Origin of the sequence: Rhizobium sp. S163 (assembly GCF_030380805.1) — a bacterium.
Classification (GTDB): Bacteria; Pseudomonadota; Alphaproteobacteria; order Rhizobiales; family Rhizobiaceae; genus Rhizobium.
In genome coordinates this window covers 1,269,205-1,293,715 of record NZ_JAUDSA010000003.1, presented here as the reverse complement: position 1 = coordinate 1,293,715, position 24,511 = coordinate 1,269,205, and the positions used below count along the sequence as shown (strand labels likewise).

Sequence of the window (24,511 nt, the reverse complement as noted above, 5' to 3'; positions counted from 1 at the left end):
ACGCCGTCGTTGTCGAATCCAATCTTGCGCCGCTTTGCGATTTTCCGCAATCGCGGGTATCTCCAGAAACAAAAAAGCCCCGGCGAACCGGGGCTTTTTCTCAATTGCTGTGGTCGTCTCAGTTTGTCTTTGCGGCAACCTTGACCGGGGCGGTGTTGCCACCCGGGTTGTAGCCGCCGCCGATGGCGACGTTGAGGGCGACGTAATCGGTTGCCATCTGCTGGACGGCTGCGGCCAGGCTTGCCTGGGCGAGCGAGACCTGACGCTGGGCGTCGAGGACGTCGAGCAGCGAGGAGGCGCCGTCCTTGTAGCTGGCGGTCGACAGATCCAGCGTTTCCTGGGTCGTCTTGACCTGGGCGCGGAGTGCGGCAACCGTCTGCGCATCGCGGCGAACCGCCGACAGCGCGTTTTCCACTTCCTCGACAGCCTGCAGAACCGCCTGCTTCCAGGCAAGATACTGGGTCTTGGCGTCGGACTTGGCGATATCGACATTGGCGCGCAGGCGGCCACCGTCGAAGATCGGCAGCGTCAGCGTCGGGCCGAAGGACCAGCTGGTCAGGCCGCCGCCGGAAACGCCGGCCGCCTTGACGTAGGTGGGCGAGATCGAACCGGAGAGCGAGATCGACGGATAGAGCTGGCTGATCGCAACACCGATATTGGCGGTGGCGGCGGCCAGATTGCGCTCGGCGACGCGGATGTCGGGACGATTGCGGATCAGGTCGGCCGGAACGCCGGAGACGATGCCGGCACGGAAGACAGGCTGCGAGCCGCCGCGCTGCAGTTCGGCGACCATCGAGCCGGCCGGCTTGCCGAGCAGGGTGGCGATGTGGTGGGCGGCAACGCGGAAGTTGGTTTCCAGACCCGGGATTTCAGCCTGGGTCGACTGCACCAGACCTTCGGCCTGCACGACGTCGAGACGCGATGCTGCACCGGCATCGAGCTGGAACTTGGTCAGCTCGTAGGTTTCCTGGCGCGATTTCAGGTTAGCCCGGGAGAGCGCGATGCGCTCCTGGTAGTAGCGGGCGTTGATGTAGGAGTTCACCAGATCCTGGAGATAGGTGAGCTTGGCGACGTCGGCGGTCGAGTAGGCGGCGTCGAGCGAAGCCTGGGCGCTTTCCTTGGAACGGCGATACTGGCCGAACAGGTCGAGCAGCCAGCCGACATTGGCGCTGCCGCCGCTCGTGTTGGTGGCGCCGTTGCGGGTGGAGAGATCGCCGAGCGTGCCGCTGGTGGTGTGCGATGCGCCGACCGTCAGGCTCGGCAGCGAACCAGCGCCAGCCACGGTGACATTGCCGGCAGCGGCATTGATGCGCTCCAGCGACTGCTGGATCGACAGGTTCTCGCTGAGGCCCTCGGTGACCAGTCCGTTCAGGCGGGTGTCGCGGTAAGCGGTCCACCACGCGACCGTCGAGACGTCGCCGTCGGCCTTGGCCGAGCCTTCATTGAACTTGGCCGGGAGGGGCATCTCCGGGGGAACATGATCCGGGCCACTCACACAGCCCGCGAGAACGGATAATCCGGCAAGAATTGCAATGCGGCGCATGAAATCTCCATAGGCAACGACCGCAAGGCGGTTCGCTAACAATCTATTATCGCTTATGGTTAATTTTTACTTTCCATGTTGCACGGCAAAGTCGCATGGCAAGCTTCGCGAGGAGGGGGCTCGGCGCGTTGAGAGGGGGATCACCAGACAATGGGCGGATAAGAGTTCGCTAACTATCGAATGGCAGCTATGCACCAATATCATTGAATTCAAATCGATAGGATGTTATCTAATTCCATGACAACGAACATGAAGAAGACCTGGACCGAGTTCGCACCGTTGCTGATGATCTGCGGGCGTGGATGGCGCCGAGCGCTGAACGCCGCTTTGACCGACCACAAACTTTCCGACGCCAGTGCCGCACCGCTTATCGCGTTGCTGCGCCATGGCGACAGGATTCCACAGAATGTACTGGCCGAACGGGTGGGCGTGGAAGGCCCCACACTCGTGCGCGTACTCGACAGTTTGGAGAATGATGGCCTGATCTGCCGGGTCGCCGATGAGGCGGACCGCAGGATCAAGCTGGTGCAGCTTACCGGAGAGGGCACAGCGGTCGCCGAGCGCGCCGAACGTTGTGCGGCAAAGTTGCGAGAGCAAATCCTTGGCGATCTCGATCCCGAACAGGTCGATGCCGCTATCGAGGTTTTGCGCGCCGTCGCGGATCGAACCGCGGCGATAACCGGAACGCAGGATAATGACGAGCAGCCATAACACGATCGCCCCAAGCATCTGGGATGTCGTTTTCTCCATCAAGACCTTCATCGCGGCAATGCTGGCGCTTCTCATCGCGCTTTGCTTCGATCTGACGAACCCGTACTGGGCCGTCGGCACGGTCTACATCGTGGCGCACCCGCTGTCGGGCGCGAGCACGTCGAAGGCGATCTATCGCCTCATCGGTACCGCCATCGGCGGCGCCATGACCATCATACTCGTGCCCAATCTCGTCGATTCGCCCGAGCTTCTGACGCTGGCGATCGCGCTCTGGATGGCGTTCTGTCTCGCGGTCAGCCTGCTCGACCGCACGCCGCGCAGCTATTCCTTCATGCTGGCCGGCTACACGACCGCGCTCACCAGCTTTCCGATCGTTGCCAGTCCCGAGACCGCATTCACCTATCCCGTCGCCCGCGTCGAGGAAATCGCGCTCGGCATCATATGTGCGGCGCTTGTCAGCCGTCTGGTCTTTCCGCGCCATGCCGGACCCGTCCTTGCCGAGCGCATCGACAGCTGGGTTCGCGATGTCGCCGCGCTCGCAACCAGCACGCTCAACAGCACCGACAAGAGCGACGCGCTTCACGCCGCCGCCCGCAGGCTGGCGGCCGACGCCGTCGATCTGCACAGCTTCACCACGCACGTCGCCTACGACACATCGGGCCTGCGCGACATGGTCGGACGCACACGCACGCTGCAGCAGCGCATGGTCGCCATGCTGCCCGTCGTTTCCGGTCTTGCCGATCTTCTTCACGCCTTCCGCAAGGCGACCGACGGCAAGCTGACCCCATCGGCCAACGAACTGATCGGCCGCGTGACCGAATTACTGTCGCACGAGGCCTCCTATGGCGAGGTAGAGCGGCAGGAAATTTTGGCGCTGATGGAAAAGACCGAGCAGGAGGGCCGGGAGCAGCAGGAATGGAACGGCCTTCTCGCCCATAATTTCACCTCCCGCCTGCGCGACCTCTTGCAGATCTGGAGCGACTGTCTGGCGCTGCGCGAGGATATCGAAACCGGCGGCCGCCGCGAACTGCGCTGGCAGCGTTTCGGTACGCTCTTCGACCGCGCGCCGATCCACCGCGACTACGGCATGGCCATCCACTCCGGTCTTTCGGTCATGCTGGCGACCTTTCTCGCCGCCGCGTTCTGGATTCTCACCGGCTGGTCACAGGGTGGCGCCGCGGCGATGATGGCAGGCGTGCTCTGCTGCATCTTCTCGACGATGGACGATCCCGCACCGATGATGCTGAAGTTCATGTATGTCTCGATCTTCGCCGTCATTGCCGCCTTCGTCTTCCAGTTCGGCCTGCTGCCGTTCGTTCACGGATACGTTCCGCTGGCTGCGGCCCTGGGACTCGTGCTCATTCCGGCAGGCGTGTTGATGCCAAAGCCGTCGCTGATGATTTACGGCCTGGGTTTCGGCGTGAACTTCCCGACCATGCTCGGCCTTCAGGATCGACTGAACCTCGACATGACGTCGTTCCTGAATTCCAACGTGGCCACGGTAATCGGGCTGGTCATCGCCTGTGGAACGACAGTGCTGGTGCGCTCGGTCGGGGCAGAGTGGACGGCCTATCGCGTGCTGCGCGCCGGCTGGGCGGATATTGTCGCCGTGGCGCGCAAGTCGGATGCCCCGGACTTCGCGCGGATGCTCTACCGCATGGTGGATCGCTTCGGTCTCGTTGCGCCGCGCCTGGCACGCATTCCAGTCGAATCGGCCGTCGCCCAGAACGACATATTGGGCGATCTGCGCAATGGCTTGAATACAATGGAACTGCAGCGCCACCGCCAGCTCTTGACGCGCGACAGCCGCGAGGATGTCGCCGAGGTCCTGTCGGGAATTGCCGAGTTCTATCAGCAAAAGCAAAAACATGGTCACGCCCAGGCGGGCGAGGGCCTGCTGAAGGCGATCGACAAGGCATTGGCCGACCTTCTTCACCAAAATCCGTCGTCGGCCGTCGAGGGCGCACGCCGGGCCATCACGTCGCTTCGCTACAATCTGTATCCGGATGCGCGCTTCGTGGTGCCTGACGCGACCATTCAGGCCGGCGGACAACTCGCAAAGGAGAACGCGGCATGAGACCGGAACTCGATCTTTATGGCGTCTTCATACCCACGCTGGCGGCAATCGCCGTTGTGGCCTTCTTTCTCAACTCCATCCTGCGGCGGATCCTGGCCTTCATCGGATTCTATCGTCTCGTGTGGCACCGGCCACTCTTCGATACGGCCATGTACTTCTGCCTGCTCGGCGCACTCGCGCTATCTTTGAATAAGGTGTCACTATGAAATCGCTTCTTGCTTATTCCGGCCGCTTCCTTCTGACCGGCGTCGTCGTGGCGCTGGCGGGTGTGCTGGGCTGGCATCTCTGGGACTACTACATGAACGATCCGTGGACGCGTGACGGCAAGGTGCGCGCCGACGTTGTTCACCTGGCGGCCGACGTTTCCGGCATCGTCAGCGAAGTCGATGCGACCGACAACCAGACGGTCAAGAAGGGCGATGTGATCTTCCGCATCGACCAGGCTCGCTTTGCACTGGCGCTGCGCCAGGCCGAGGCACAGATGGAGAGCAGCAAGGCTGCGCTCGACATGGCCAAGAGCGATCTCGATCTCTACCGCAAACTCGGCGAGAGCTCGGTCACCCGGCAGAAGATCCAGCAGGCGGAGACCACGGTTCAGCAGGACGAGGCGACCTATAACCAGGCCGTCATCAGCCGCGACACCGCGCAGCTCAACCTCGACCGCTCGGTCGTGCGCGCACCTGTCAACGGCGTGCTCACCAACTTCTCGATGCGTCCCGGCAACTACGTGACGGCGGGCAGTGCGGTAACGGCGCTGATCGATACCGACTCCTACTACATTTCCGGCTACTTCGAGGAGAACAAGCTCGATCGCATCAAGGTCGGCGATGAAGCGCTGGTCTACCTGATGGGCAGCGAGACGCCGCTCAAGGGGCGCGTCACCGGCGTTGCAGGCGGCATCGAAGACCGCGAGCGCAGCGATACGGGTGCCCAGCTTGCCAATGTGAACCCGACCTTCACCTGGGTTCGTCTGGCGCAGCGCGTGCCGGTTCGCGTGACGCTCGACGGGGCGCCTGATGGTGCTGCGCTGGTCGCGGGACGCACGGCAAGTGTCACGATCATCGAGTGATCGAACAATCGCGTGAGGCAGCCGGCTCGGCGCCTCCCACATGATCCAACACGTTACGGCCCACGGGTCCTTCAAGGGCCGTGACGAGGCATGCGCGGATTAAGCCCGTCCGCGCATGCCTGAACCTACCAATTCCCGGTAGCCTGTGAATGCTTGCCATTCGAAGGACGCCTGGGATCAGGAGACATCCGTGGACGATCGCCACGTTATCGAAATTACCAAATGGCTGATGCAGAGCGGGCTGAAAGGCCTCTCCGAAGCCGACCTGCTTGACGGCTTCTGCGAACGTTGCGTCGCGAACGGTCTGCCGATAGGCCGGTCGGTTGCCGTCATCGACACGCTGCATCCGCTTTATGAGGGACGCGCGTTCCGGTGGGACGCGTTGGAGGCCGTCGAGCGCGTTTCGGCCTATGGCGTCGCCGGGGCGGGCAACTTCGCCGACAACTGGCTGCGCTCGGCGTTTCATTATCTCGAGGTCGAAGGCACCAACGAGGTTCGCCGATCTTTCATTCGTGGCGATGACGCCGAGTTCTTTCTGCTGGACGAATTGAAAGCCGCGGGTTTCACCGACTTTGTCGCCATGGCCCATCGTTTCGGCGATGAGGGGGCGATCGGCGAGATCGATTGCTTCTTCTCGCATTTCGCCACGCGGGCCGCCGATGGCTTTTCGCCGTGTGATCTGGCGGCTTTGCGCGAGTTGCTTCCCTGCCTGGCATTGGCCGTCAAATGCGTGACCGTCAGCGGCGTTGCCGGAACGATCGCCAAGGTCTATCTCGGCGACGACGCCGCTAACCAAGTGCTGCACGGCAAGATCACGCGCGGGCGCAGCGACCGGATTTCGGCGGCACTCTGGTTTTCCGACCTCGCCAATTTCACCCACATCTCCGACACGGTCGATCCGGAAGAAATCATTCCGATGCTCAACGACTATGCCGACGCGGTGATCTCCTCCGTGCAGGAGGCGGGCGGCGAGGTGTTGAAGCTGATGGGCGACGGCACGCTTGCGATCTTCAAGGGCGAGAAGCCGAGCGACGCCTGTCTTTCGGCGCTGAAGGCGCGGACACTGCTCGACAAACGGCTTTCCGACCTGACCGCCCAGCGCCGCATCGAGGGCCGGCCGGTCACGGACGTTTATCTCGGCCTGCATATGGGCGACGTGTTCTACGGCAATATCGGCAGTAAGGACCGTCTCGACTTCACGGTCATCGGCCCTGCCGTCAACGAAGTCAGCCGCATCGTGTCGCTCTGTCGGTCGCTGCAGCGCAAGGTGCTGATGTCGGCAAGCTTTGCGGCGATCGTTCCCTCGACGCAGATCGACCTGACGTCGATCGGCCAGCACGCGCTGCGTGGCGTCAACCGCGCGCAGGAGCTCTTCACGCTTCTTCCCCCGCTGTGACGGCGGCGGTCCTGAGATCGCCGTTGGCCAAATTAGACCTCGCCAAGTAATTCGCCAGACTCTAAAACAGCATATCCGTACAGCGGTTTCCTCAGCCGAGGAGGCAAGGCCGCCTGATGTCGACAATGGGGAATTTTCGATGGATCTCTCGAACTGGAAGGGCGTGGAGCGCCCGGAGCGTGTTGCTCTCGAAGGACGCTATGTCAGGCTTGAGCCGCTCGATGCCGGTCGCCATGGACGCGATCTGCTCGCCTCGGCGCAGCAACCGGGCGCTGACGATCGCTTCCGCTATCTCTTCGAGGACACGCCCGCCGACATGGCAGCCTTCACAACGTGGCTGGAGAAGGCCGAGGTGTCGGCGGATCCAATGTTCTTCGCCGTCATCGACAAGCGTACCGGCCGCGCCGAGGGGCGTCAGGCGCTGATGCGCATCGATGCCACGCATGGGGTGATCGAGATCGGCAACATCTTGTGGGGACCGGCGATCGCACGCAGCCGCGTCACCACCGAGGCGCTCTATCTCTTCGCGAAGCTCGCCTTCGACAAGCTCGGCTACCGCCGTTTCGAATGGAAATGCAACAATTCGAACGAGCCATCGAAGAAGGCGGCTGAGCGTTTCGGCTTCACCTTCGAAGGCGTGTTTCGCCAACATATGGTGGCCAAGGGCAAGAACCGCGATACGGCATGGTTCGCGATGATCGATGCCGACTGGCCGAGGCTGAAGGCCGGCTACGAGGCGTGGCTCGACCTCGAGAATTTCGACGATGCGGGGCAGCAAAAAAACAAGCTGCGTTTCGATTGAGGTCTTGCTGATCACTTCGAGCGTCTGTTGAACGATCTTTCAATGTGATTCCGAAATTCTCGGCAATGCATTGATCTATAAAAACTATTTTCTACGCGTGCGGCGGCCGGGGTTCCTGGCCGCCGCATTGTCTGTCAGACGGCGATGCGGCGTGCGGCCTTGTCGGACGCTTTGCGGTCGTCGCCGTATTGTTCGATGATTTTCTTGGCATCCTCGACCGAAATGCGGTGCTTCTTGGCAAGCGTGACCGCATCATAGGGTCCTTCGGACGCAGCCGTTCGTGTGGCTTGAGCCATCCTTTGTCTCCAATCGATTGTGTGGGTTATCGCGGAAGGCGGATCGCGGTTCGTCGCGATATCTGCTCCGTGGTCCAGACATATATGGGGATTGGGAAGCCCGCGTTCCAGAGACGGTCTGCCGCAGCGAATTTGATTGAGATGTCATGGAACCCATCGAGTCCCGCAGGTGTTTTCTTGCTAAAGGAGACTTGCATGAAAAACGCGACTGGCATGAAAAAGAAGTCGAAGCCGCCCATAGTCGAAGTCGCCGTCACATCCGAGGAAGGGCGCGTGGCGGTGGGTATCATGAATGCGGAGCAGGCGCTTGAGCTTGCCGATAGCATCGATGTCGAGGTGTCGCATCCCGATCACGAGGCGGGCGAGACCGATGTGTTTATAGCGGCGGACGAACTTCGCGAGCACCCGGCTGTCGCCGCGTCGTCGGCTGCATCGATGAAGACGAGCGAGGCTGTTGGCGGCAAGAAAGGCAGGCCGGAAGGGCTTGAGACGGAGGCGGCGCTGCAGGAGCACCTGGCTGCTCTTGAGGCCGACGCGCCCGCCGAAGAGGGCCAGCAAGGGCCGCCGGCCGATTATGTGCTCGAAGACGATCACGTGGCCGATGAAGACATGCTCGACGAGGAAGGATCGCTGCGGCGGCTTCAGGAGGAGGTCGAGAATCTGCGCGCCCGGCTTCACGTCATCCGCGAGCAGGCAGGCACTGTTGTCAGCGCCAATGCCAAATGGGCGGATGCCAGCGCCCACGAGCAGCTCGGGTCTTACCCATGGGCGAAGCTTGCCGGCGCGATGGCGTTCACCTTCGTTGCGACCAGATTGCTGCGGCGGTTGCCGCTCGGCGCGGTCGCAAGTGCGGCCCTGCCTTTGGCGGCGGCAGAGATGCGCCGGCGTTACGATCGATAACGCCGCTGTTTTGTGGTCCTTACCGGTTAGCCGGTCAGGGGCGAAGCAGGGGAACGTGCGGAGCGGCCGTCTCCGGCATATGGCCGGAGAGGCGCGGGTCGTCGATCACCTCCACCAGAAAAGCATAGGGTTTGAAGCCGGCCTTCTGGTAGAAGAAAATGGCCGACGGATGATCGAAGTGGCAGGTGTGCAGCCAGAAGCGGTTGATCGGCCGCGCCCATGCGCGGGCAACCGCCTGGGTGATCAACAGCTTGCCGGCGCCCTGGCCGATCGCATCGGGAACGAGGCCGCAGAACACCAGCTCGCATTCGCCGGCTTCTCGGAAATCGAGCTCGAGCAGACCGATGCGGCGGCCTTCTTCCGACAGGATCACGTAGATCTCGACATCGGGATCATGGATGATCGCTGCGAGCTTTTCGTCGCTGATGATCAGCCGCGATAGCCAGAGCCAATTCTCGCCGACTTCGCGAAACAGCTTGCGATAGTCGTCGAGCGAAGGTGCTTGCCAGCGTTCAAAACGCAGGGCGCCCGGGGCGGGGACACTGACGTCTGGCTTCTCGCGCATTTCGAGACACGTCACGACATTGGCGAGCTTGCCACGCGGGAGTTCGGAATAGCCCATCGGCAGCGGCGGATTGATCTTCATTCACGGCGTCCTTGCTCTTCGTCGTCGGCGCCTGCAGGTGCGGGCCAAACCAACCGATCTCGCATTGTGGCATAGCCCTTGGCAACAGTATTTTCAGCGACCACTTCCCTTCCTCGGGCTTTCGGCCTTACACTCTCTTTCATCTCCCGCTGGATGAATGCTCATGCTGTGCAACAGGACAGTATCGCTTACATCATTCGTCATCGCCGCCGCGGTCGCCGGCCAGGCGCCGACGCTGTTGGCGCAGGAGAAGGCGGCCAGACGCACACCGCCGGGCGCGATGATTTCCGTTCGCGACGTCATCAAGCCCAACCCTCACGATGGCGCGCTTGCAGCCCCCGTCTTGTCGAATACGTGGTGGATCCGGGTGGGAGCGGCGCAACAGCGTGTCGTGCAGCCGGCCGGGCGCGAAGGAATTCAAAACGCCGATCCGGTCGGTAAGCCGCAGTGATGTCGACGCTGCCTTGTGCTGCCTCTGCTCATGTGGATGACCGGTTCGCTATCCCATCCGTTCCCGATTGAGAACTGGACGTTTCACCCCCCGCAAAAATCGACCCGTGTGGCGCGCCGGCCCCGTCGTGCCAGCGTAACGGCGGGCTGTTTACCGTTGCGTACTTACGCCGATGAGGCACTGCCTCTAGTCTTTCTCGATTACCCTTGCGGGGAGGCCTTCACGACGATGATCAGGCAGGGAGGGGCAGGAGGAACGACCAGCGATACGGCGCGGCGAGGGCTGGCGCGGCTGATGTTGAAGCTGCCGGGCCTGCGCGCGGGACTGCAGGCCGCTGCCTTGCGGTCGCGCGATCTCGACGAGCTCTTCGAGGCCTATGAAATCGCCGCCGTCGCGCTCGAGACATTTCGCCGGAGCGGGGACCTCGCACGGACCAGCGAATATGAAGGGCTCTGTTCCGGTATCGAGGATGATGTAACCCAGCACATCCTACGCACGAATTCGCATATGCCGAAATGAGACGCATTTGCCGCGAACTGTATCAGTTATCGGGCTTGTTAGCGTTTCGTATTGCAACTTAATGTTAAGTGCGCGATAGTTTTCCTGTTCTGCTTTAGTGACCAGTGCGTATCGGGGGCGGCCCATGAGTGCTGAAGTACACGGTGAGGGGGCATGCGAAGTCAGCCTTGAAGAGGCCGAGGCGGAGCTCGAACGGCTTCTCTCGGACAGCCGCTTCAGGGTATCGGACCGGCAGCGCGATATCTTGCGCTATCTCGCCGAGCGGCGGTTTGCGGGTTGCCGCGAGGGGGTGAAAGCCTATTCCATCGCGCTTGACGTGCTCGGGCGCTCCAGCAATTTCGATGCGTCCATCGATCCAATCGTCAGGATCGAGATCAGCCGTCTCAGAGCCGCGCTCGACGGCTACTATGCCGTGTTCGGCGCCGAACTGGGTGTCTCCGTCCATATTCCGAAGGGCAGCTACGTCGCGCTGTTTCCGCAGGAGGCGGTGAGGAGCGGTGCACCGGTCGCGCCATCGCTGCTTGCGCATCTCCCGCATCCGGCACTCGCCGATGGCAAGCCGGAAAAACCCGCCGTGGTGCCGTCGTCGCTTCCGCTGGTCTCACGACGGTGGATGCCGGCGGCTCTGTGCGTCGGGCTGCTTGTGCTTGCGGGCGCTGCGGGCTGGAAAGCCATCGACCGTCCTGTCGTGACGCTGAAACCTGCCGTAACCATCATGATGAGCGCGGCCTCGCCTGACATGGCCGGCGAGGCAAGTGTCGCCCGGGACACGCTGCTGACTGCGCTCTCCGCCTTCAGCACCATCGTGGTGACGAGGCCGGGATCCCCGACGCAGCCGTCGCGTCGGGGATACGAGGTCGATCTCAAATATTACGCCGACAGCGACGATCGCTCCGTCTGGTGGCAGGTTGTCGATACCGCGAGCGGGACATTGCTCAAATCGGGACTGGAGCGGGTCGAGACCGAGGGCAAGGAGCCGGCGACAATACGGCTTGAGATCGCCGGCGCGGTGGCGCGGCAGATCGCCTCATCGCGCGGCGTGATCAACGCGCTTGAGGCGCGGGAGGCTCCGGCGGATTCCTTGGGCAATGCCTGCGTTGCAAGGGCCGAATTCATGCTCGACGGCAGTGAAAGCGGCGGCGGTGTGGACGGGCTGCGCGGATGCCTGGAGCGGACGCTGGCGGGTGATCCCCAGGATCCCGACACCAGCGCAATGCTGGCGCGGCTTTATGCCCGCGATACCGCAACCATTCCACAAGCCCTTGAGATGGCGAAGTCTGCGGTTTCCACCGCGCCCCTTTCCGATCGCGCGCAGGGGGCGCTGATGGCGGCGCGTTTCGCCAGCGGGCGGCTGGACGCGGCGATCGACGCCGGAAGCAGGGCGATGGCGCTCAATCCCAACAATTCGGCGAATGCCGCGTCGCTCAGCCTCGTGCTGTTTGCCGCCGGCTATTTCAAGGCGGCGACCGATCTGGCGCAGGAGGCTGTGGCGATGGAGGAAACGCCGCCGCGCGATGCCTCGCTGGTGCTGGCGCTCGATGCCTACCGGAATGGACGGTGGTCGCAGGCGTCGCTTGCCGCCGAGCAGGCCGTCGGCAACGACATCCTGACGCGCGCCATTCGCGTGGCCGCGCTTGGAGAGCTCGGCGCGGATAGCGCGGCGCAGCGACTTGGGGAGGCAGCACCGGATCGGGCGGCGTTCGTTGCGGCTTTCCGGCAGGCCGCGAAGATGGCGCAGCTTCGGGCTGATCTAGTGGCCAGCCTGGAGACGGGGCTGGGGAAGGCGGGCGCGAGCTTCGAGGCCGTCGCGAGCATTTCGGGGCAGTGATTTACGGGCGCATTTACCGTTGCGTACTTGTGACGGCGAGTGGGGGATTGAAGGTTCCAAGGTAGCGTAAAAAGCATGCCGCGGGACGAATGAGGGGAAGAGCATGAAACTGAGATTTCTGACCGGAGCGCTTCTTGCCGGCGCATCGATGCTTGCCTGCGCGCACATGGCCACCGCCGCCGAACGCGGTGCCGGCTTCTATCTGCTCGGCGGCAAGGGGCCTGCCGCGGGTATTCTCCCGCCACCCGGCGTCTACCTTCAAAACGACATCTGGCTCTACAAGGGCGATCTCGGCGGTGGCACGCAGCTTCCGACCGGTGGCCGCGTCGCCGTCGGCGTCGAAGGCAAGGCCGCGCTCGCGGCGCCGACCGTCATGTGGGTCATTCCTGAGGAAGTGATGGGCGGGCGGCTCGGGCTCGGGGCGACCATCCCTGTCGGCTGGCAAGAGACGATCGCCGACCTGACGCTCTCAGGTCCTAGTGGGGGCGTCTTGTCCGGCGCGACGAAGGATACGATCTTTACCGTTGGCGACCCGCTCGTCAGCGGCACGCTCGGCTGGGATGCCGGCAACTTCCACTGGACCACGGGCGTTCTCGTCAACATCCCGATCGGGGACTACCAGGATGGCGAGATTTCCAACATCGCCTTCCATCGCTGGGGTGCCGACGTCAGCGCTGCCGGAACATGGCTCGATCCGGAGATCGGGCTCGATCTTTCGGCGGCGATCGGCGTGACCTTCAACGGCGAGAACCCCGACACGAATTATCGCACCGGCACCGAGTTCCACTTCGAATGGGCGGCCGTGCAGCATTTCAATGAGCAGTTCGACGCGGGCCTCGTGGGCTACTACTACGACCAGCTGACGGGGGATAGCGGCGAGGGCGCCTTCGGTCCGTTCAAGGGACGCGTGGCGGCGATCGGTGCGACGATCGGCTGGAACTTCAAGGCCGGCGAGCTGCCGATCTCTGCCCGGATCAAATATTTCCACGAGTTCGCCGCCGAGAACCGCGCGGAGGGAGACTCGGTGTTTCTGACGATCTCGATGCCGCTGTCGATCACCAAGCCGGTAGCTGTGCAATAAGACCGGTCATCGCCGTCGGCGTTACTGGTCGAAGGCGAAGACCTTCTTCCAATCGTTCTTCATGTCGACGACGAGCCAGTTGCGGCGTTCGGCTTCATCCAGCGCCTTGTCGAGCTTGCCGAAGGCGGATTGGCGGTCGTAGGCATATTCGCGCGCGCCATCGGTGTGATGCACGATAAGGGCGAAGCCGGGCTTCCTGGCCGTGACCCAGCGCAGCATCTCGTAATCGCCATCGGAATTGCCGGCCACGAAGATCGGCTTGCGGCCGATGAACTTGTTGATCCCAGTCGGCTTGCCGGGGCCGTCATCGATGAAATCGATCTTCGGCAGGCGCTTCAGCACGGGCACGTCGTCGACGATGGCATATTGGGTGGCGATGGTGCTGCCGACGACCTGTTGCGGCGGGATGCCATAGAGCTTCTCCGTCACCGGCCGCATGAACTCGACGCCGCCGCCGGAGACGATATAGGTGGTGAAGCCGTTGGCGCGCAGATAGTCCAGAAGCTCGCGCATCGGCAGAAAGGTCATCTCGGTGTATGGCCGGCCGGATTTCGGGTGTTTCGCGGTCGCGAACCAATCCGTCACGATCTTTTCGAACTCGTCCGTCGTCATGCCGGCATGCGTTGCCATGCCGAGCTCGACCATCCCCATCTCGCCGCCCCGGGCGATGCCCTTGACGTCGCCGTTCAGGATGCTGGCGAATGGTTCCTTGGTTTTCCATTCGGGATGCTCAGGCGCCAGCGTCTTCACCCGGTCGAGCATGAAGCCGAGCTGGATATAGAAGGGCTGCTCGGTCCACAGCGTGCCGTCATTGTCGAAGACGGCGATGCGATCATCCGGAGCAACGAAACCGTCGCCGCCCTCGGTCGTGGTGGCTTTGACGAAATCGATGATCCGTTGCCGGGCAGGGGTGTCGTTCCACGAGGCCAATGGTTCCTGCGCAAGCGCCACCGCCGGTGCGGCAAGCAGGGTCACGGCGAGCAGGCAGGCGCGGGCGGCGGCCAGCAATTGTCCCATCGCGGTCATCGGGCGTCTCCCTTGCTGCCAACCCGCTTGATGCAGCGGAAGCCGACATGGCTCGTCGATGTGTCCTCGGGCTCGGCATGGCGGGCGGCAGGGCGGTAGCGGCGGCAGTAATTGGGGGCGCAGAGATGCGAGCCGCCCTTTAGCACACGACGCGGAATGCGGATATCGGGCAGGCGCGGGTCGTAGCTTGCCTCCGCATCGTCGCCGCGCGGGTTGCTGGGGATGCAGCAGGAATGTTTCGCGGGCTCCGGATGGCGCGTCGTCCAGTAGTCCGATGTCCACTCCCAGACATTGCCGATCATGTCGTACAGGCCGTAGCCATTGGGCGGGAAGGAGCGGACCGCCGTTGTCCGCTCCTCGCCCTTCGGCTTGGTCGTTTGTGTCGGGAAGATGCCCTGCCAGGTATTCGCCATCGCCTTGCCATCGGGCGAGAGTTCGTCGCCCCAGGCATATTCGCTCTCCGATCGGCCGCGCGCGGCGAACTCCCACTCCGCTTCGGTGGCAAGCTCGAGGCCCGCCCAGTCGGCATAGGCCTTCGCATCCGGCCATGCCACGTGGACGACGGGGTGGTCGAGCCTGCCGCGCAGATCGCTGATGCCGCCGAGCGGGCGCCGCCAATTGGCGCCGAACTTGAAGCTCCACCACTGCGAAATGTCGGTACCATTGACCGTCTTCGGCTGCGTGAAGAGCAGGGAGCCGGCGCGCAGCATGTGCGGCAGCGCGCCCGGATAGTCGCGCGCGTCCGGTGCCTTCTCCGCCATGGTCACATGGCCGGTCGCCTTGACGAACTCCATGAACTTGCGGTTGGTGACGGGCGTTTCATCGATCCAGAAGCCATCCACCGTCACCGGATGCGCCGGCGCTTCCTCCGGATAATGGTGGTCGGATCCCATGGCGAAGGTGCCGCCCTCGATCCAGCGCATTCCGGCCGGTGTCGCTTCCGAAGTTCCGATCTTCTCGAACGCAAGCGCCATCGCTGTCTCCCGATTGTAAGCGCTCAGCATCGCGCAGGCGCGCGCGAGACGTAAGTACGCAACGGTAAATGTCGGCGGCGTTTACGGCGCGGGTCCGTAAATGCGCGCGATAGACGAAATGTGTCGGGCGCGATTGTGGTCGCGCCCGGCAATTTCGACTTCCCGCTATTTCGCGCCCGGACCCTGGTCGATCGAGTTCATCAGCGCCGAAATCATCTGGTCGACGCTGAAGCTTGCAGGCCGTTGGCTCGGTGGGTATTCGCGGAACGTCTGCAGGAACGGAGCGACCTTGTAGACGCCGTACTGCACAAGATAGGCGTTCTTCATCACCCAATCGTAATATTGATCCGACACGACATCCGCGCGTTCGTAGGGGTCCATCCTGAGGTTGAACACCTTCGGCACACGCAGGCAGGTGAACGGGTTCGCCCATACCACGAAGCCGCCCGGCTGCCGCTGTTCGCAGAAGACGATCTTCCAGTTGTCGTAGCGATAGGCGACGAGTTCACCGTCGTCGTTGAAGTAGAAGAACTCGTCACGTGCCGACTTCGGTTGCTCTCCTTTGAGATACGGAAGTTGGTTGAAGCCGTCGAGATGGACCTTGAACTGGTTGCCGCTGATCGAGGTGCCTTTCGCAAGCTTCTCCTTGATCTCGCCGTCGCCGGCAGCCGCGAGCAGGGTCGGGAACCAGTCGAGGCCCGACATCATCTCGTTCGACACTTCGCCGGCCTTGATCTTGCCGGGCCAGCGGATCATCGCGGGAACACGGAAGGCGCCTTCCCAGTTCGTATCCTTTTCGCTGCGGAACGCGGTGGTTGCCGCATCCGGCCAGGAGAACTGGTTGGGGCCGTTGTCGGTGGTGTAGACGACGATCGTGTTGTCGGCGACCTTCAGGTCGTCGAGCGCCTGCAGCAGCTTGCCCACGTCGCCATCATGCTCGACCATGCCGTCGGCATAGTCGTTGCCCGGCATTCCGCTCTGGCCCTTCATCGAGTCCCTGACATGCGTGAAGACATGCATGCGGGTCGTGTTCATCCAGGTGAAGAAGGGCTTGCCGGCCTTGACCTGCCGGTCCATGAAATCGATGGCAGCCGACGTCGTCTCGTCGTCGATGGTTTCCATGCGCTTGGTGGTGAGCGCACCCGTATCCTCGATCTTGCCGTCAGCCGACGCTTTCAGGACGCCGCGCGGCGCGTTGGACCGCACGAATTCCTCATCACCCTTCGGATAATAGGGTCGCTCGGGCTCTTCCTCGGCGTTCAGGTGATAGAGGTTGCCGTAGAATTCGTCGAAGCCGTGTTTCGTCGGCAGGAACTCGTCGCGGTCGCCGAGATGGTTCTTGCCGAACTGGCCGGTGGCGTAGCCGAGCGGCTTGAGGGCCTGGGCGATGGTGATGTCACGCGGCTGCAGGCCGACGGTCGCGCCGGGGATGCCGACCTTGCAAAGACCGGTGCGCAGGCAGACCTGCCCGGTGATGAAGGTCGAACGCCCCGCCGTGCAGCTGTTCTCGGCGTAATAGTCCGTGAACATCATGCCTTCCTTGGCGATACGGTCGATATTTGGCGTCTTGTAGCCCACCAGGCCGAAGGAGTAGGCGCTGATATTGGTCTGGCCGATATCATCGCCGAAGATGACGAGGATATTGGGCTTGGATGTGTCCTGCGCGGCCGCAGGTTCCGCTGCGGGAGCGGGTGCCGCCGGTGCGGCCTGCTGGGCTCTGGCCGGAGAGAGGAACGTGGTCGACGTCAGCGCCATCGCGACCGCGACCGTTGCCGAAAACAGCTTCTTTGGGAGTGAGTTCGTCATGACGCACTCCTCACCGATGGATCGTTCAACATTGCGGTCTCCCTTGTGCCGGGCGGCCGATGCCGCCGGATCTCGATCGTCGTCAGCCGACGCGAGGGGAGCCTTTCGCTTTATGCGCGCGCGCGTAAGTACGTAACGGTAAATGGCGGTGTAAGCGGTGCGTAAACGGGTCGCTTGCGTGTGATGAGGTGCACCAAGCGCCGGCACCGGCAAAATGCCGTGCGCGCAGATAGGAGCCGCGGTGAAATAGGTGTGCCGCCGCTATTTCACGACCACAACCGGGATCGTCGATCTGGCCAGCACGTCCTGCGTCTGGCTGCCGAGGATCATGCGGACGATGCCGGTACGGCCATGCGAGGAGATGACGATCAGGCCGCAGTTGCGCGCCTGCGCGGTCTCAAGGATGCCGGTTGCCGCCGAGACGGCTGTTTCGTTGATGAACTCGGCCACTACACCCGCTTCCGCCGCCCTATGCCGGACAAACAGTTCGGTGGCTGCAAGCTCTTGCCTGACGCCCTGGTCATAGCTCTCGAACGCCTGCCCTTGCACGACGCCCTGCAGCGCAAGGCCGCTGAGCGGCACCGTCACGCAAACGACGGTGACCGGCAGCCCGAGGGTCTTGGCCAATGCCAGACCATGATCCAGCCCCTTGGTGGCCAGTTGCGAGCCGTCGGTGGGGATGAGAATGCGGGTATACATGCGGGGTTCCTCTTTTGGATCTTGGTGGGATCAACCTGGAGGAGTGTAAAGGACTGGGAGTGCGGGGGCTTTGATCGGTGTCAAGTGAGGATGCCAAGTCCTGCGGGCGAGGTTCCACAGATCTGAAACAGCCTCGGGACAGCTTAGACAGCTAAGGCATGCGCAGCAACGATGCCCGTTTTTAGTCGTCGAATGCGCGCAATCGCCGTCTAACATGCTGGTGCCTATATGGACAAACTACTCTTCTCGATCCTTGCCGATGGCAACTCGGAAATTCTTGAGCGCCAGATTTCGGCGATCAATCGTTTCTCGCCGGGCTCTCTTATCTGCATCCATCATGCAAAAGATACGACGCCTCCAGGACCCGACGTGCTTGACCACATTGCCGCCGGCAACGTCTTCATCAATCCCAATTCCTACGCGATCCGACCGCACGAAGGCGTCCTGCACGCCCATGTCGGCAACTTCCAATACGCGGTTGCCCAGTCCCTCGATTTCGACAGGATCGTGCTTTTTTCGGCGCAGGAACTGCTGATCAAATCGGGATTGGGCGAATATACGAAGCGTTTCACGATCGGCGCGCAGACCGAGCTCTATGAAAACATCGAGACCGCGAACAACTGGGCCGGGTTTCGGCCGGAAGTCCTGAATTTCCCCGGTGTCAAGCAAATGCTCTCCCTTCTGGGGCTGCCTCTTTTTGCCGGAGGGCAGGCGGAAGGGCAGTTCTTCAGCCGGGACGTCTTCGCCCACCTGGAGCGCGTCTTCATCGAAGCGTTTCCGATGGAGCCTTGCGGATTTCCAACCGAGCAGATCGTGCCTGCAACGCTTGGCATGCGCCACGGTTTTGCCGGCACGAACATATCGCTGCCGATCACATTCACGGCGGCGAGCGCCCAGATCGAGATATCCGAGGGCGTGCTCCGTCAGCTTGTGAAGGGTGACGGCGCGCTTCATGCGCGCGCAAGGCCGGGCGCCCTGCGGCCGGCTCATATCGGTGCATGCGTGTTGAAGAATGTCTACGCGGTCAGCCTGCCGGCGGATCGACATGAGATCTGGTGCAAGGCGGTGGGCGAGCTGGAAAACAGCTGAGCTGCCCTTCCGGTTCATGCCACGCCGCCAACTCTCCAAGCCGTCAATTTCCTAAGACTGGGCCTGTCGATGACCAATGTCCTATTTTCCCTGCCAGTACATGAAATGCCCGCCATCGTGCGGGACCAGATCGAGAACATAAACTACTTCTGCCCCGGTGCCACGATCGTCATCCACATATCGGCGGGCGCCGCTGCGCTCGAAGACGAATTTCGGCGGCAGTGCGATTTTCCGAATGTTCTGATCAATCCGAGCTCATACGAGACAAGATGGAACGAAGGCATCTTCCATACGCATGTCAGCAACTATCTCTATGCGCTTGAGCGCGGCGTAGCTTTCGACCGCATCGTTCTGCTGTCCTCGAACGAACTTCTCGTAAAGCCCGGCCTTGCCGAATACATGTCGAAATTCGCCATGGGCAGCCACGTGCAGATCTACGACCTTGCCGCCGATTGGGGCGGTTTCCGCACCGACGTGGCGAGCGACCGGTCCGTGCGCAAATTCGTCGCCAGCCTCGGGCTGACCTCCTACTTCGCGGGGCAGGCGGAAGGGCAGTTTTTCAACGAGCGCATCTTCGCCCGTATCGTTCGGGTGTTCGTCGAGAATTTTCCGATGGCGCCCTGCGGCTTCAACAGCGAAGAGGTGATCCCGCCGACAGTCGCGGCCAGCCTTTCCATGGCCGGCGTCAACTACGCCCATCCGATCACCTTCTGCGACTACTCGACGGCGATCCGGATGACGCCGGAGCTGATCGACCAGATCCGAGCGGGAAAGGGTGCGGTCTACGCGCAGCGGGTGCCGAGATCGATGCGCTCGCCGCATATCGGCGTTTCGACCTTCGAGGGGATCTTCAGCGTCAAGCGCGTGCCGCGCGAGGACTGCGAGTTGCGGCGGTATGTGCGGGGGTTGATGGGGTGAGGGAGATGGCGCACCCGACAGGATTCGAACCTGTGACCTTTGGAATCGGAATCCAACACTCTATCCAGCTGAGCTACGGGTGCATGCCTGAGGCGGTTTGAATCGCCTGTCCGATGCGAGGTTCTTAGCCTAGCTCAGCGCGTCCTTCAATCTCTCTCTGTCGAATTTCTTCGGCGTGTCGCGCTGCGGCGGTTTCTTTTTTCTGGTGTCAGCTTAAAGCTTCTCTATTCATTCATGTTTCTTTGGGGGATTTGATGAGTGAGGTGAGGGATTTGGCGCGCCGGGCGCGCATGGCGGGGCTTTCCGGCAATTTTCTGCAGGGACAGGAGATTCTGGACCAGGCACAGGCCTTGGTGAGCGACGATCCTGTTGGGCAGGCGTCGATTGCGATCGAGCGGGGGCGGCTGCACAACTCCGCGGGATCGCGGCAGGATGCGCTTCCTTACTTTTTCAACGCCTGGGAACTGGCGGAGGGCGCCGGCGATCATAACCTTGGCGTCGACGCGGCCCACATGATGGCGATCGCATCCGATCTGGCGGGAGCGGAGCATTGGACGCAGGTGGGGCTTGCGCGCGTTGCCGCCGGCGACGCGAGTGCGCATTGGGCCGGCATGCTGCACCACAATCTCGGTTGGACATATTTCGAGGCCGAGCGTTTCGATGACGCGCTTGCCTGCTTTCGTCGTGACGAGGCCGTGCGTGAGGCGGCGGGCACGGCCCAGACGCTGAAGGTTGCGCGGTACGCGGTGATCCGCACCCTTCGCGCCTTGCGCCGCTACGAGGAGGCAATCGCGCTTGGCGAGCAGGTGGTCGCGCTTGCCGATGCCGCCAACGATCAGGCGCCCTTCGTCTGCGAGGAGCTTGCCGAGTGCCATGCCGCGAGCGGCAATGCCGAGGAGAGCAGGGCGTTTGCCAGGCGTGCTCATGCCCTTCTTGCCGGCAATCCCGCTATGTCTCGCGATGAGCCGGCAAGGCTTGAGCGGTTGGCGGTCTTGGCCGGTATTGCGTCGCCCTGAAAGCAAAAGCCCGCCGGACTTTCGTTCGACGGGCTTTCTGCTTCTATTTCTCGGCGATCAGACCTGCATGGCGCCAGGGCCGGGGATGGCCTTTGGGGGCACCTTGCCGAGGATGATCATGCCGAGCACTTCGTCCTTGGTCACGTCCTCGGTGCGGGCGTGGCCCACCACCTGGCCGTTCTTCATGACGGAGACGCGGTCGGCGAGGTCGAAGACGTCGTGGATGTCGTGGCTGATCAGGAAGATGCCGATGCCTTCCTTCTTCAATTGCTTGATCAGCTCGCCCACCTGCGCGGTCTCCTGCGGACCAAGGGCTGCCGTCGGCTCGTCCATGATCAGGATGCGGGCGTTGAAGAGGATGGCGCGGGCGATTGCCACGGATTGCCTCTGGCCGCCGGAGAGCGCCTTCACCGGCTCCTTGAAGCGGCGGAAGTTGGGGTTGAGGCGGCCCATCACCTCGCGGGTCGAGGCCTCCATGGCGACGTCGTCGAGCGTGCCCCACTTGGTGCGGATCTCGCGGCCGAGATAGAGGTTGGCGGCGGCGTCGACGTTGTCGGCGACGGCGAGCGTCTGATAGATCGTCTCGATGCCGTATTTCTTGGCGTCGCGCGGGTTCTTGATATCGGCGGGTTCGCCGTCGATCATGATCTCGCCGCTGTCGCGCTTGTAGGCGCCCGAGAGGATCTTGATGAGCGTCGACTTGCCGGCGCCGTTGTGGCCGAGAAGGGCGACGACCTCGCCGGGGTAGAGATCGACCGAGGCATTGTCCACGGCGTGGATGCCGCCAAACGAGATCGAGATGTTCTTCAGTTCCACGAGAGGAGTGTTCGGGCTTGGGGAAGTGCGTTGATCAGTCATATCCAGGCTCCTCTTACTTCGACCGCGAGCGATAGACGGTGTCGAGCCAGACGGCAACGACGAGAACCGCGCCCACGACGACGTTCTGTATGGGGGTATCGACGTTTGCGAGACCCATGCCCGACTGCAGCGACTGCATGACGAGCGCGCCGAGCATGGCGCCGGCGATCGTGCCGGTGCCGCCGGCAAGCGACGTGCCGCCGATGACGGCCGCCGCGATGGTGTAGAGCTCGTAGGTCGTCCCTTGAGAGTTGGCGGCGGCGTTGAGGCGGGCGGTGGAGATCGCCGCGGCGACGGCTGCCAGGAAGCCCATCAGCGCGAAGATGCGCACCGTGACCCAGCGGGTCTTGATGCCGGCGAGTTCGGCTGCCTCAGGGTTGCCGCCGATTGCGAAGACATAGCGGCCGAAGCGCAGGCGGGTGGCGATGAAGGTCATGACGATGCCGACGAGAACGGCGATCAGCACCGGCACGGCGATGCCGTAGGAGATGAAGAGCCCCGTTTCCGGCCAGGCGATAGCGTTGGCCTCGGCGTATTTCTTGGCGATCGCTACCGGCCAGTAATAGATCGTCGAGACCCAGATGGCGCCGAGCACCAGCGCGCAGCCGAGAACAACAAGGAAATACTCGGCCCAGAGCGGCCGGCGCGGGAAGTTGAAGCGCTTGCGCTGGTGGCGCGAGCTGATGATGCCGACGATGATCAGCACGCAGGCGATCAGCCCGATGATCCAGCTCCATGTGGCGCCGACGGAGCCTTCGGCACCACCGCCCATGATGCGGAAGGTGGTGTCGAGGGGGGCGACCGTCTGGCCCGATGTCACATACCAGGCAAGGCCGCGCCAGGCGAGGAAGCCGCCGAGCGTGACGATGAAGGAGGGGACGCCCAGGAAGGCGATGATGACGCCCTGGAAGAGGCCGATCAGCGTGCCGGCGATCAGGCCGCAGATCAGCGTGATGAGCCAGGTCCAGGAATTGTCGAAGCCGAGATATTGCGGCAGGAACTTCGCCTGGACGACGCCCATGATCATGGCGACGAGGCCGAGCATGGAGCCGATGGAAAGGTCGATGTTGCGGGTGACGATGACGAGCACCATGCCGGTCGCGAGAACTGCGATCTCGGTGGTCTGGACCGAGAGGTTCCAGAGGTTGCGCGGCGTCAGAAACAGCCCGCCGGTGTAGAGATGAAAGCCGATCCAGATGACCAAAAGTGCCGCGACCATGCCGAGCAGGCGCGTGTCGATCTCGGTTGCGCGCAGGAAGCGCGTGAAAGGGTTACCCTCCGCCGAGCGCGGATGGCTCGATGAGGATTGCGTGATGTTTGCCATGGGTTTGCCGTTTCCCCCATTGTTTGGGCTCTGGCGCGGGCGCCCGAAAGCCCTTGCCGAGGTGCCCTGTTCTTCAAATCGACCACCGAGAGACTTCCGAAGCGGCCGCGTGGGGCGCGGCATCGTTGCGGCAGGGAATCAAAGCGTTCGCGGTGCGTTGCGAGGCGGGGAGCGCTTCATTGGGGCTCCATCCGCATCCGGCGCCGCGGCGAGATCGCCACGGCGCCGGTGTGTTGGCTCAGCTGGCGAGGATTAGTCGCAAGCCTTGACGCTGCCGGCCTTTACGCCCTGGCAAGCTTCAGCCTTGGTGATCCAGCCTGCGTCGATGACGACGTTCAGGTTGTCCTTGGTAATGGCTTGCGGCTTCAGGAAGATGGACTGCATCTTCACCTTCTTCGGACCGCCTTCGAAGGCGGTTACGCCGTCGATCTTGTCCATGGTCTTGCCGCCGGCGAGGTCGAGCGCGATTTCAGCAGCGCGCTTGCCGAGTTCGCGGCTGTCCTTCCAGACGGAAACCGTCTGGGTGCCGAGCGCGATGCGGTTCAGAGCTGCCTTGTCGGCGTCCTGGCCGGAGACCGGAACGGTGCCTGCCATGCCCTGTGCGTCGAGAGCAGCAACCGCGCCGCCGGCCGTGCCATCGTTGGAAGCAACAACGGCGTCGACCTTGTTGTTGTTGGCGGTCAGGAACTGTTCCATGTTGCGCTGGGCGTTCTGCGGCAGCCAGCCATCGGTGTAGGCTTCGCCGACGTTCTTGATCTTGCCCGCGTCAACGGCAGCCTTCAGGACTTCCATCTGGCCGGCGAACAGGAAGTCCGCGTTCGGGTCGGAAGACGAGCCCTTGATGAAGACATAGTTGCCTTCCGGCTTGACCTTGAACACGCCTTCAGCCTGCAGGCGGCCGACTTCCTTGTTGTCGAAGGTGATGTAGAAGGCAGCCGGGTTTTCGATCAGGCGGTCGTAGCCAACGACAGGAATGCCTTCAGCGGCGGCCTTTTCGATGGCCGGGCCGATTGCGTCGGAGTCCTGCGCGAGAACGATGAGGGCGTTGGCACCCTGCGAGATCAGCGATTCAACGTCGGTCAGCTGCTTTGCGGCGGACGACTGGGCGTCTGCGGAGATGTACTTGGCGCCCTTGGCTTCAAGCGCCTTCTTGATGGCGGCTTCGTCGGTCTTCCAACGCTCTTCCTGGAAGTTGGACCACGACACGCCGACCACGAGGTCTGCTGCCATTGCGGCGGTATGCACCGATACGAGGATGGCAGCACCTGCCATCAGCTTCAAAACATGCTTCATAATATCCTCCCGAATAGAATGCGGCCAGCCCCAGCCAGTGGTTCCTCCGGCCGCCGCGATGTGCTGTCGGGAAAGGTTTTCATTATTTTCTCGACAGTCGAGAAATTAAGTGTCAGAGATTTTTTCAACTGTCAACACCGCACTACCTGTGAATGATCTCTCACGTGGAGGTTGTTGGAGATACGGTGT

Annotated in this window: 24 protein-coding genes and 1 tRNA gene; 14 read left to right on the top strand and 11 right to left on the bottom strand. The window is 62.6% G+C overall.

Annotated elements, in window-relative coordinates; translation table 11 throughout:
- Positions 1-118: 118 nt before the first annotated feature.
- On the bottom strand, positions 119-1,543 hold the full coding sequence (locus tag QTL96_RS06580; protein ID WP_289727126.1) for an efflux transporter outer membrane subunit: 1,425 nt from the start codon (positions 1,541-1,543) through the stop codon (positions 119-121).
- Between the two features lie 249 nt (positions 1,544-1,792).
- On the opposite strand from QTL96_RS06580, the gene QTL96_RS06575 reads away from it, so the two are divergent.
- The 6 genes from QTL96_RS06575 (at position 1,793) to QTL96_RS06550 (ending at position 7,598) form a co-directional block, all read left to right on the top strand.
- Positions 1,793-2,254, top strand: coding sequence for a MarR family transcriptional regulator (locus QTL96_RS06575; protein WP_183796194.1), 462 nt, complete (start codon positions 1,793-1,795; stop codon positions 2,252-2,254).
- A complete protein-coding gene (locus QTL96_RS06570) occupies positions 2,238-4,331 on the top strand; it encodes an FUSC family protein (RefSeq protein WP_289727125.1) in 2,094 nt (697 codons plus the stop codon). Before QTL96_RS06575 ends, QTL96_RS06570 begins: the two co-directional genes overlap by 17 nt.
- Positions 4,328-4,537, top strand: a complete 210-nt coding sequence (locus QTL96_RS06565) for a DUF1656 domain-containing protein (RefSeq protein WP_047515002.1) — start codon at positions 4,328-4,330, stop codon at positions 4,535-4,537. The genes QTL96_RS06570 and QTL96_RS06565 overlap by 4 nt, the downstream gene beginning before the upstream one ends.
- On the top strand, positions 4,534-5,400 hold the full coding sequence (locus tag QTL96_RS06560; RefSeq protein WP_113012467.1) for an HlyD family secretion protein: 867 nt from the start codon (positions 4,534-4,536) through the stop codon (positions 5,398-5,400). The genes QTL96_RS06565 and QTL96_RS06560 overlap by 4 nt, the downstream gene beginning before the upstream one ends.
- A 190-nt stretch (positions 5,401-5,590) precedes the next feature.
- A complete protein-coding gene (locus QTL96_RS06555; RefSeq protein ID WP_289727124.1) occupies positions 5,591-6,796 on the top strand; it encodes an adenylate/guanylate cyclase domain-containing protein in 1,206 nt (401 codons plus the stop codon).
- Positions 6,797-6,935: 139 nt separating this feature from the next.
- Positions 6,936-7,598, top strand: a complete 663-nt coding sequence (locus QTL96_RS06550) for a GNAT family protein (protein WP_289727123.1) — start codon at positions 6,936-6,938, stop codon at positions 7,596-7,598.
- A 134-nt stretch (positions 7,599-7,732) separates the two neighbouring features.
- On the opposite strand, the gene QTL96_RS06545 is transcribed toward QTL96_RS06550, so the two are convergent.
- Complete coding sequence (locus QTL96_RS06545) at positions 7,733-7,894, bottom strand: hypothetical protein (protein WP_289727122.1); 162 nt, start codon at positions 7,892-7,894, stop codon at positions 7,733-7,735.
- Positions 7,895-8,089: 195 nt separating this feature from the next.
- On the opposite strand from QTL96_RS06545, the gene QTL96_RS06540 reads away from it, so the two are divergent.
- Positions 8,090-8,794 (top strand): hypothetical protein, encoded by a 705-nt coding sequence (locus QTL96_RS06540; RefSeq protein ID WP_289727121.1) that lies wholly within the window; start codon positions 8,090-8,092, stop codon positions 8,792-8,794.
- 34 nt (positions 8,795-8,828) lie between these two features.
- On the opposite strand, the gene QTL96_RS06535 is transcribed toward QTL96_RS06540, so the two are convergent.
- Positions 8,829-9,440 carry a GNAT family N-acetyltransferase gene (locus tag QTL96_RS06535; RefSeq protein ID WP_289727120.1) on the bottom strand — a complete coding sequence of 204 codons (612 nt, stop codon included), beginning with the start codon at positions 9,438-9,440 and terminating at the stop codon, positions 8,829-8,831.
- 163 nt (positions 9,441-9,603) lie between these two features.
- Between QTL96_RS06535 and QTL96_RS06530 the strand changes: the two genes are divergently transcribed.
- The 4 genes from QTL96_RS06530 (at position 9,604) to QTL96_RS06515 (ending at position 13,319) form a co-directional block, all read left to right on the top strand.
- Positions 9,604-9,891 carry a hypothetical protein gene (locus QTL96_RS06530; protein WP_289727119.1) on the top strand — a complete coding sequence of 96 codons (288 nt, stop codon included), beginning with the start codon at positions 9,604-9,606 and terminating at the stop codon, positions 9,889-9,891.
- Positions 9,892-10,119: 228 nt separating this feature from the next.
- Positions 10,120-10,410 carry a hypothetical protein gene (locus tag QTL96_RS06525; protein WP_289727118.1) on the top strand — a complete coding sequence of 97 codons (291 nt, stop codon included), beginning with the start codon at positions 10,120-10,122 and terminating at the stop codon, positions 10,408-10,410.
- Between the two features lie 124 nt (positions 10,411-10,534).
- Positions 10,535-12,238 (top strand): tetratricopeptide repeat protein, encoded by a 1,704-nt coding sequence (locus QTL96_RS06520; protein ID WP_289727117.1) that lies wholly within the window; start codon positions 10,535-10,537, stop codon positions 12,236-12,238.
- A 103-nt stretch (positions 12,239-12,341) separates the two neighbouring features.
- Positions 12,342-13,319 carry a transporter gene (locus tag QTL96_RS06515; RefSeq protein ID WP_289727116.1) on the top strand — a complete coding sequence of 326 codons (978 nt, stop codon included), beginning with the start codon at positions 12,342-12,344 and terminating at the stop codon, positions 13,317-13,319.
- A 21-nt stretch (positions 13,320-13,340) separates the two neighbouring features.
- Here QTL96_RS06515 and QTL96_RS06510 read toward each other — a convergent pair whose 3' ends face one another.
- The 4 genes from QTL96_RS06510 to QTL96_RS06495 form a co-directional block, all read right to left on the bottom strand.
- Positions 13,341-14,345: an HAD family hydrolase gene (locus QTL96_RS06510; protein ID WP_289727115.1), complete on the bottom strand. Its 1,005-nt coding sequence runs from the start codon at positions 14,343-14,345 to the stop codon at positions 13,341-13,343.
- A complete protein-coding gene (locus QTL96_RS06505; RefSeq protein ID WP_289727114.1) occupies positions 14,342-15,319 on the bottom strand; it encodes a formylglycine-generating enzyme family protein in 978 nt (325 codons plus the stop codon). The genes QTL96_RS06510 and QTL96_RS06505 overlap by 4 nt, the downstream gene beginning before the upstream one ends.
- 165 nt (positions 15,320-15,484) lie before the next feature.
- The gene (locus tag QTL96_RS06500) at positions 15,485-17,125 is read right to left on the bottom strand and encodes an arylsulfatase (protein ID WP_289727113.1); all 1,641 of its coding nucleotides are present in this window, start codon (positions 17,123-17,125) and stop codon (positions 15,485-15,487) included.
- Positions 17,126-17,386: 261 nt separating this feature from the next.
- On the bottom strand, positions 17,387-17,824 hold the full coding sequence (locus QTL96_RS06495; RefSeq protein WP_289727112.1) for a universal stress protein: 438 nt from the start codon (positions 17,822-17,824) through the stop codon (positions 17,387-17,389).
- Positions 17,825-18,052: 228 nt separating this feature from the next.
- On the opposite strand from QTL96_RS06495, the gene QTL96_RS06490 reads away from it, so the two are divergent.
- Both QTL96_RS06490 and QTL96_RS06485 read left to right on the top strand, forming a co-directional pair.
- The gene (locus QTL96_RS06490) at positions 18,053-18,913 is read left to right on the top strand and encodes a hypothetical protein (protein ID WP_289727111.1); all 861 of its coding nucleotides are present in this window, start codon (positions 18,053-18,055) and stop codon (positions 18,911-18,913) included.
- Positions 18,914-18,982: 69 nt separating this feature from the next.
- Entirely contained in the window at positions 18,983-19,831 is an 849-nt protein-coding gene (locus tag QTL96_RS06485; protein ID WP_289727110.1) for a hypothetical protein, read from the top strand.
- Positions 19,832-19,837: 6 nt separating this feature from the next.
- Here the strand turns inward: QTL96_RS06485 and QTL96_RS06480 are convergent.
- A tRNA-Arg gene (locus QTL96_RS06480) sits at positions 19,838-19,914 on the bottom strand.
- 171 nt (positions 19,915-20,085) lie between these two features.
- Between QTL96_RS06480 and QTL96_RS06475 the strand changes: the two genes are divergently transcribed.
- A complete protein-coding gene (locus tag QTL96_RS06475; RefSeq protein WP_289727109.1) occupies positions 20,086-20,847 on the top strand; it encodes a hypothetical protein in 762 nt (253 codons plus the stop codon).
- A 57-nt stretch (positions 20,848-20,904) separates the two neighbouring features.
- Here QTL96_RS06475 and QTL96_RS06470 read toward each other — a convergent pair whose 3' ends face one another.
- The 3 genes from QTL96_RS06470 to xylF form a co-directional block, all read right to left on the bottom strand.
- Positions 20,905-21,705: an ATP-binding cassette domain-containing protein gene (locus QTL96_RS06470; RefSeq protein ID WP_026282772.1), complete on the bottom strand. Its 801-nt coding sequence runs from the start codon at positions 21,703-21,705 to the stop codon at positions 20,905-20,907.
- 13 nt (positions 21,706-21,718) lie between these two features.
- Positions 21,719-23,029, bottom strand: coding sequence for a sugar ABC transporter permease (locus tag QTL96_RS06465; protein ID WP_018897225.1), 1,311 nt, complete (start codon positions 23,027-23,029; stop codon positions 21,719-21,721).
- A 252-nt stretch (positions 23,030-23,281) separates the two neighbouring features.
- Positions 23,282-24,322, bottom strand: a complete 1,041-nt coding sequence (gene xylF / locus QTL96_RS06460; RefSeq protein ID WP_018897226.1) for a D-xylose ABC transporter substrate-binding protein — start codon at positions 24,320-24,322, stop codon at positions 23,282-23,284.
- Positions 24,323-24,511: the final 189 nt, after the last annotated feature.

Bases quoted from the DNA above. Each gene is read 5' to 3' on its own strand.
- QTL96_RS06550 (WP_289727123.1), top strand. From the start codon at position 6,936: ATGGATCTCTCGAACTGGAAGGGCGTGGAGCGCCCGGAGCGTGTTGCT.
- QTL96_RS06465 (WP_018897225.1), bottom strand. From the start codon at position 23,029: ATGGCAAACATCACGCAATCCTCATCGAGCCATCCGCGCTCGGCGGAG.
- QTL96_RS06575 (WP_183796194.1), top strand. From the start codon at position 1,793: ATGAAGAAGACCTGGACCGAGTTCGCACCGTTGCTGATGATCTGCGGG.
- QTL96_RS06495 (WP_289727112.1), bottom strand. From the start codon at position 17,824: ATGTATACCCGCATTCTCATCCCCACCGACGGCTCGCAACTGGCCACC.
- QTL96_RS06525 (WP_289727118.1), top strand. From the start codon at position 10,120: ATGATCAGGCAGGGAGGGGCAGGAGGAACGACCAGCGATACGGCGCGG.
- xylF (WP_018897226.1), bottom strand. From the start codon at position 24,322: ATGAAGCATGTTTTGAAGCTGATGGCAGGTGCTGCCATCCTCGTATCG.
- QTL96_RS06580 (WP_289727126.1), bottom strand. From the start codon at position 1,543: ATGCGCCGCATTGCAATTCTTGCCGGATTATCCGTTCTCGCGGGCTGT.
- QTL96_RS06530 (WP_289727119.1), top strand. From the start codon at position 9,604: ATGCTGTGCAACAGGACAGTATCGCTTACATCATTCGTCATCGCCGCC.
- QTL96_RS06520 (WP_289727117.1), top strand. From the start codon at position 10,535: ATGAGTGCTGAAGTACACGGTGAGGGGGCATGCGAAGTCAGCCTTGAA.
- QTL96_RS06570 (WP_289727125.1), top strand. From the start codon at position 2,238: ATGACGAGCAGCCATAACACGATCGCCCCAAGCATCTGGGATGTCGTT.
- QTL96_RS06565 (WP_047515002.1), top strand. From the start codon at position 4,328: ATGAGACCGGAACTCGATCTTTATGGCGTCTTCATACCCACGCTGGCG.
- QTL96_RS06515 (WP_289727116.1), top strand. From the start codon at position 12,342: ATGAAACTGAGATTTCTGACCGGAGCGCTTCTTGCCGGCGCATCGATG.
- QTL96_RS06475 (WP_289727109.1), top strand. From the start codon at position 20,086: ATGAGTGAGGTGAGGGATTTGGCGCGCCGGGCGCGCATGGCGGGGCTT.
- QTL96_RS06540 (WP_289727121.1), top strand. From the start codon at position 8,090: ATGAAAAACGCGACTGGCATGAAAAAGAAGTCGAAGCCGCCCATAGTC.
- QTL96_RS06560 (WP_113012467.1), top strand. From the start codon at position 4,534: ATGAAATCGCTTCTTGCTTATTCCGGCCGCTTCCTTCTGACCGGCGTC.
- QTL96_RS06505 (WP_289727114.1), bottom strand. From the start codon at position 15,319: ATGGCGCTTGCGTTCGAGAAGATCGGAACTTCGGAAGCGACACCGGCC.
- QTL96_RS06470 (WP_026282772.1), bottom strand. From the start codon at position 21,705: ATGACTGATCAACGCACTTCCCCAAGCCCGAACACTCCTCTCGTGGAA.
- QTL96_RS06545 (WP_289727122.1), bottom strand. From the start codon at position 7,894: ATGGCTCAAGCCACACGAACGGCTGCGTCCGAAGGACCCTATGATGCG.
- QTL96_RS06510 (WP_289727115.1), bottom strand. From the start codon at position 14,345: ATGACCGCGATGGGACAATTGCTGGCCGCCGCCCGCGCCTGCCTGCTC.
- QTL96_RS06535 (WP_289727120.1), bottom strand. From the start codon at position 9,440: ATGAAGATCAATCCGCCGCTGCCGATGGGCTATTCCGAACTCCCGCGT.
- QTL96_RS06490 (WP_289727111.1), top strand. From the start codon at position 18,053: ATGGACAAACTACTCTTCTCGATCCTTGCCGATGGCAACTCGGAAATT.
- QTL96_RS06485 (WP_289727110.1), top strand. From the start codon at position 18,983: ATGACCAATGTCCTATTTTCCCTGCCAGTACATGAAATGCCCGCCATC.
- QTL96_RS06500 (WP_289727113.1), bottom strand. From the start codon at position 17,125: ATGACGAACTCACTCCCAAAGAAGCTGTTTTCGGCAACGGTCGCGGTC.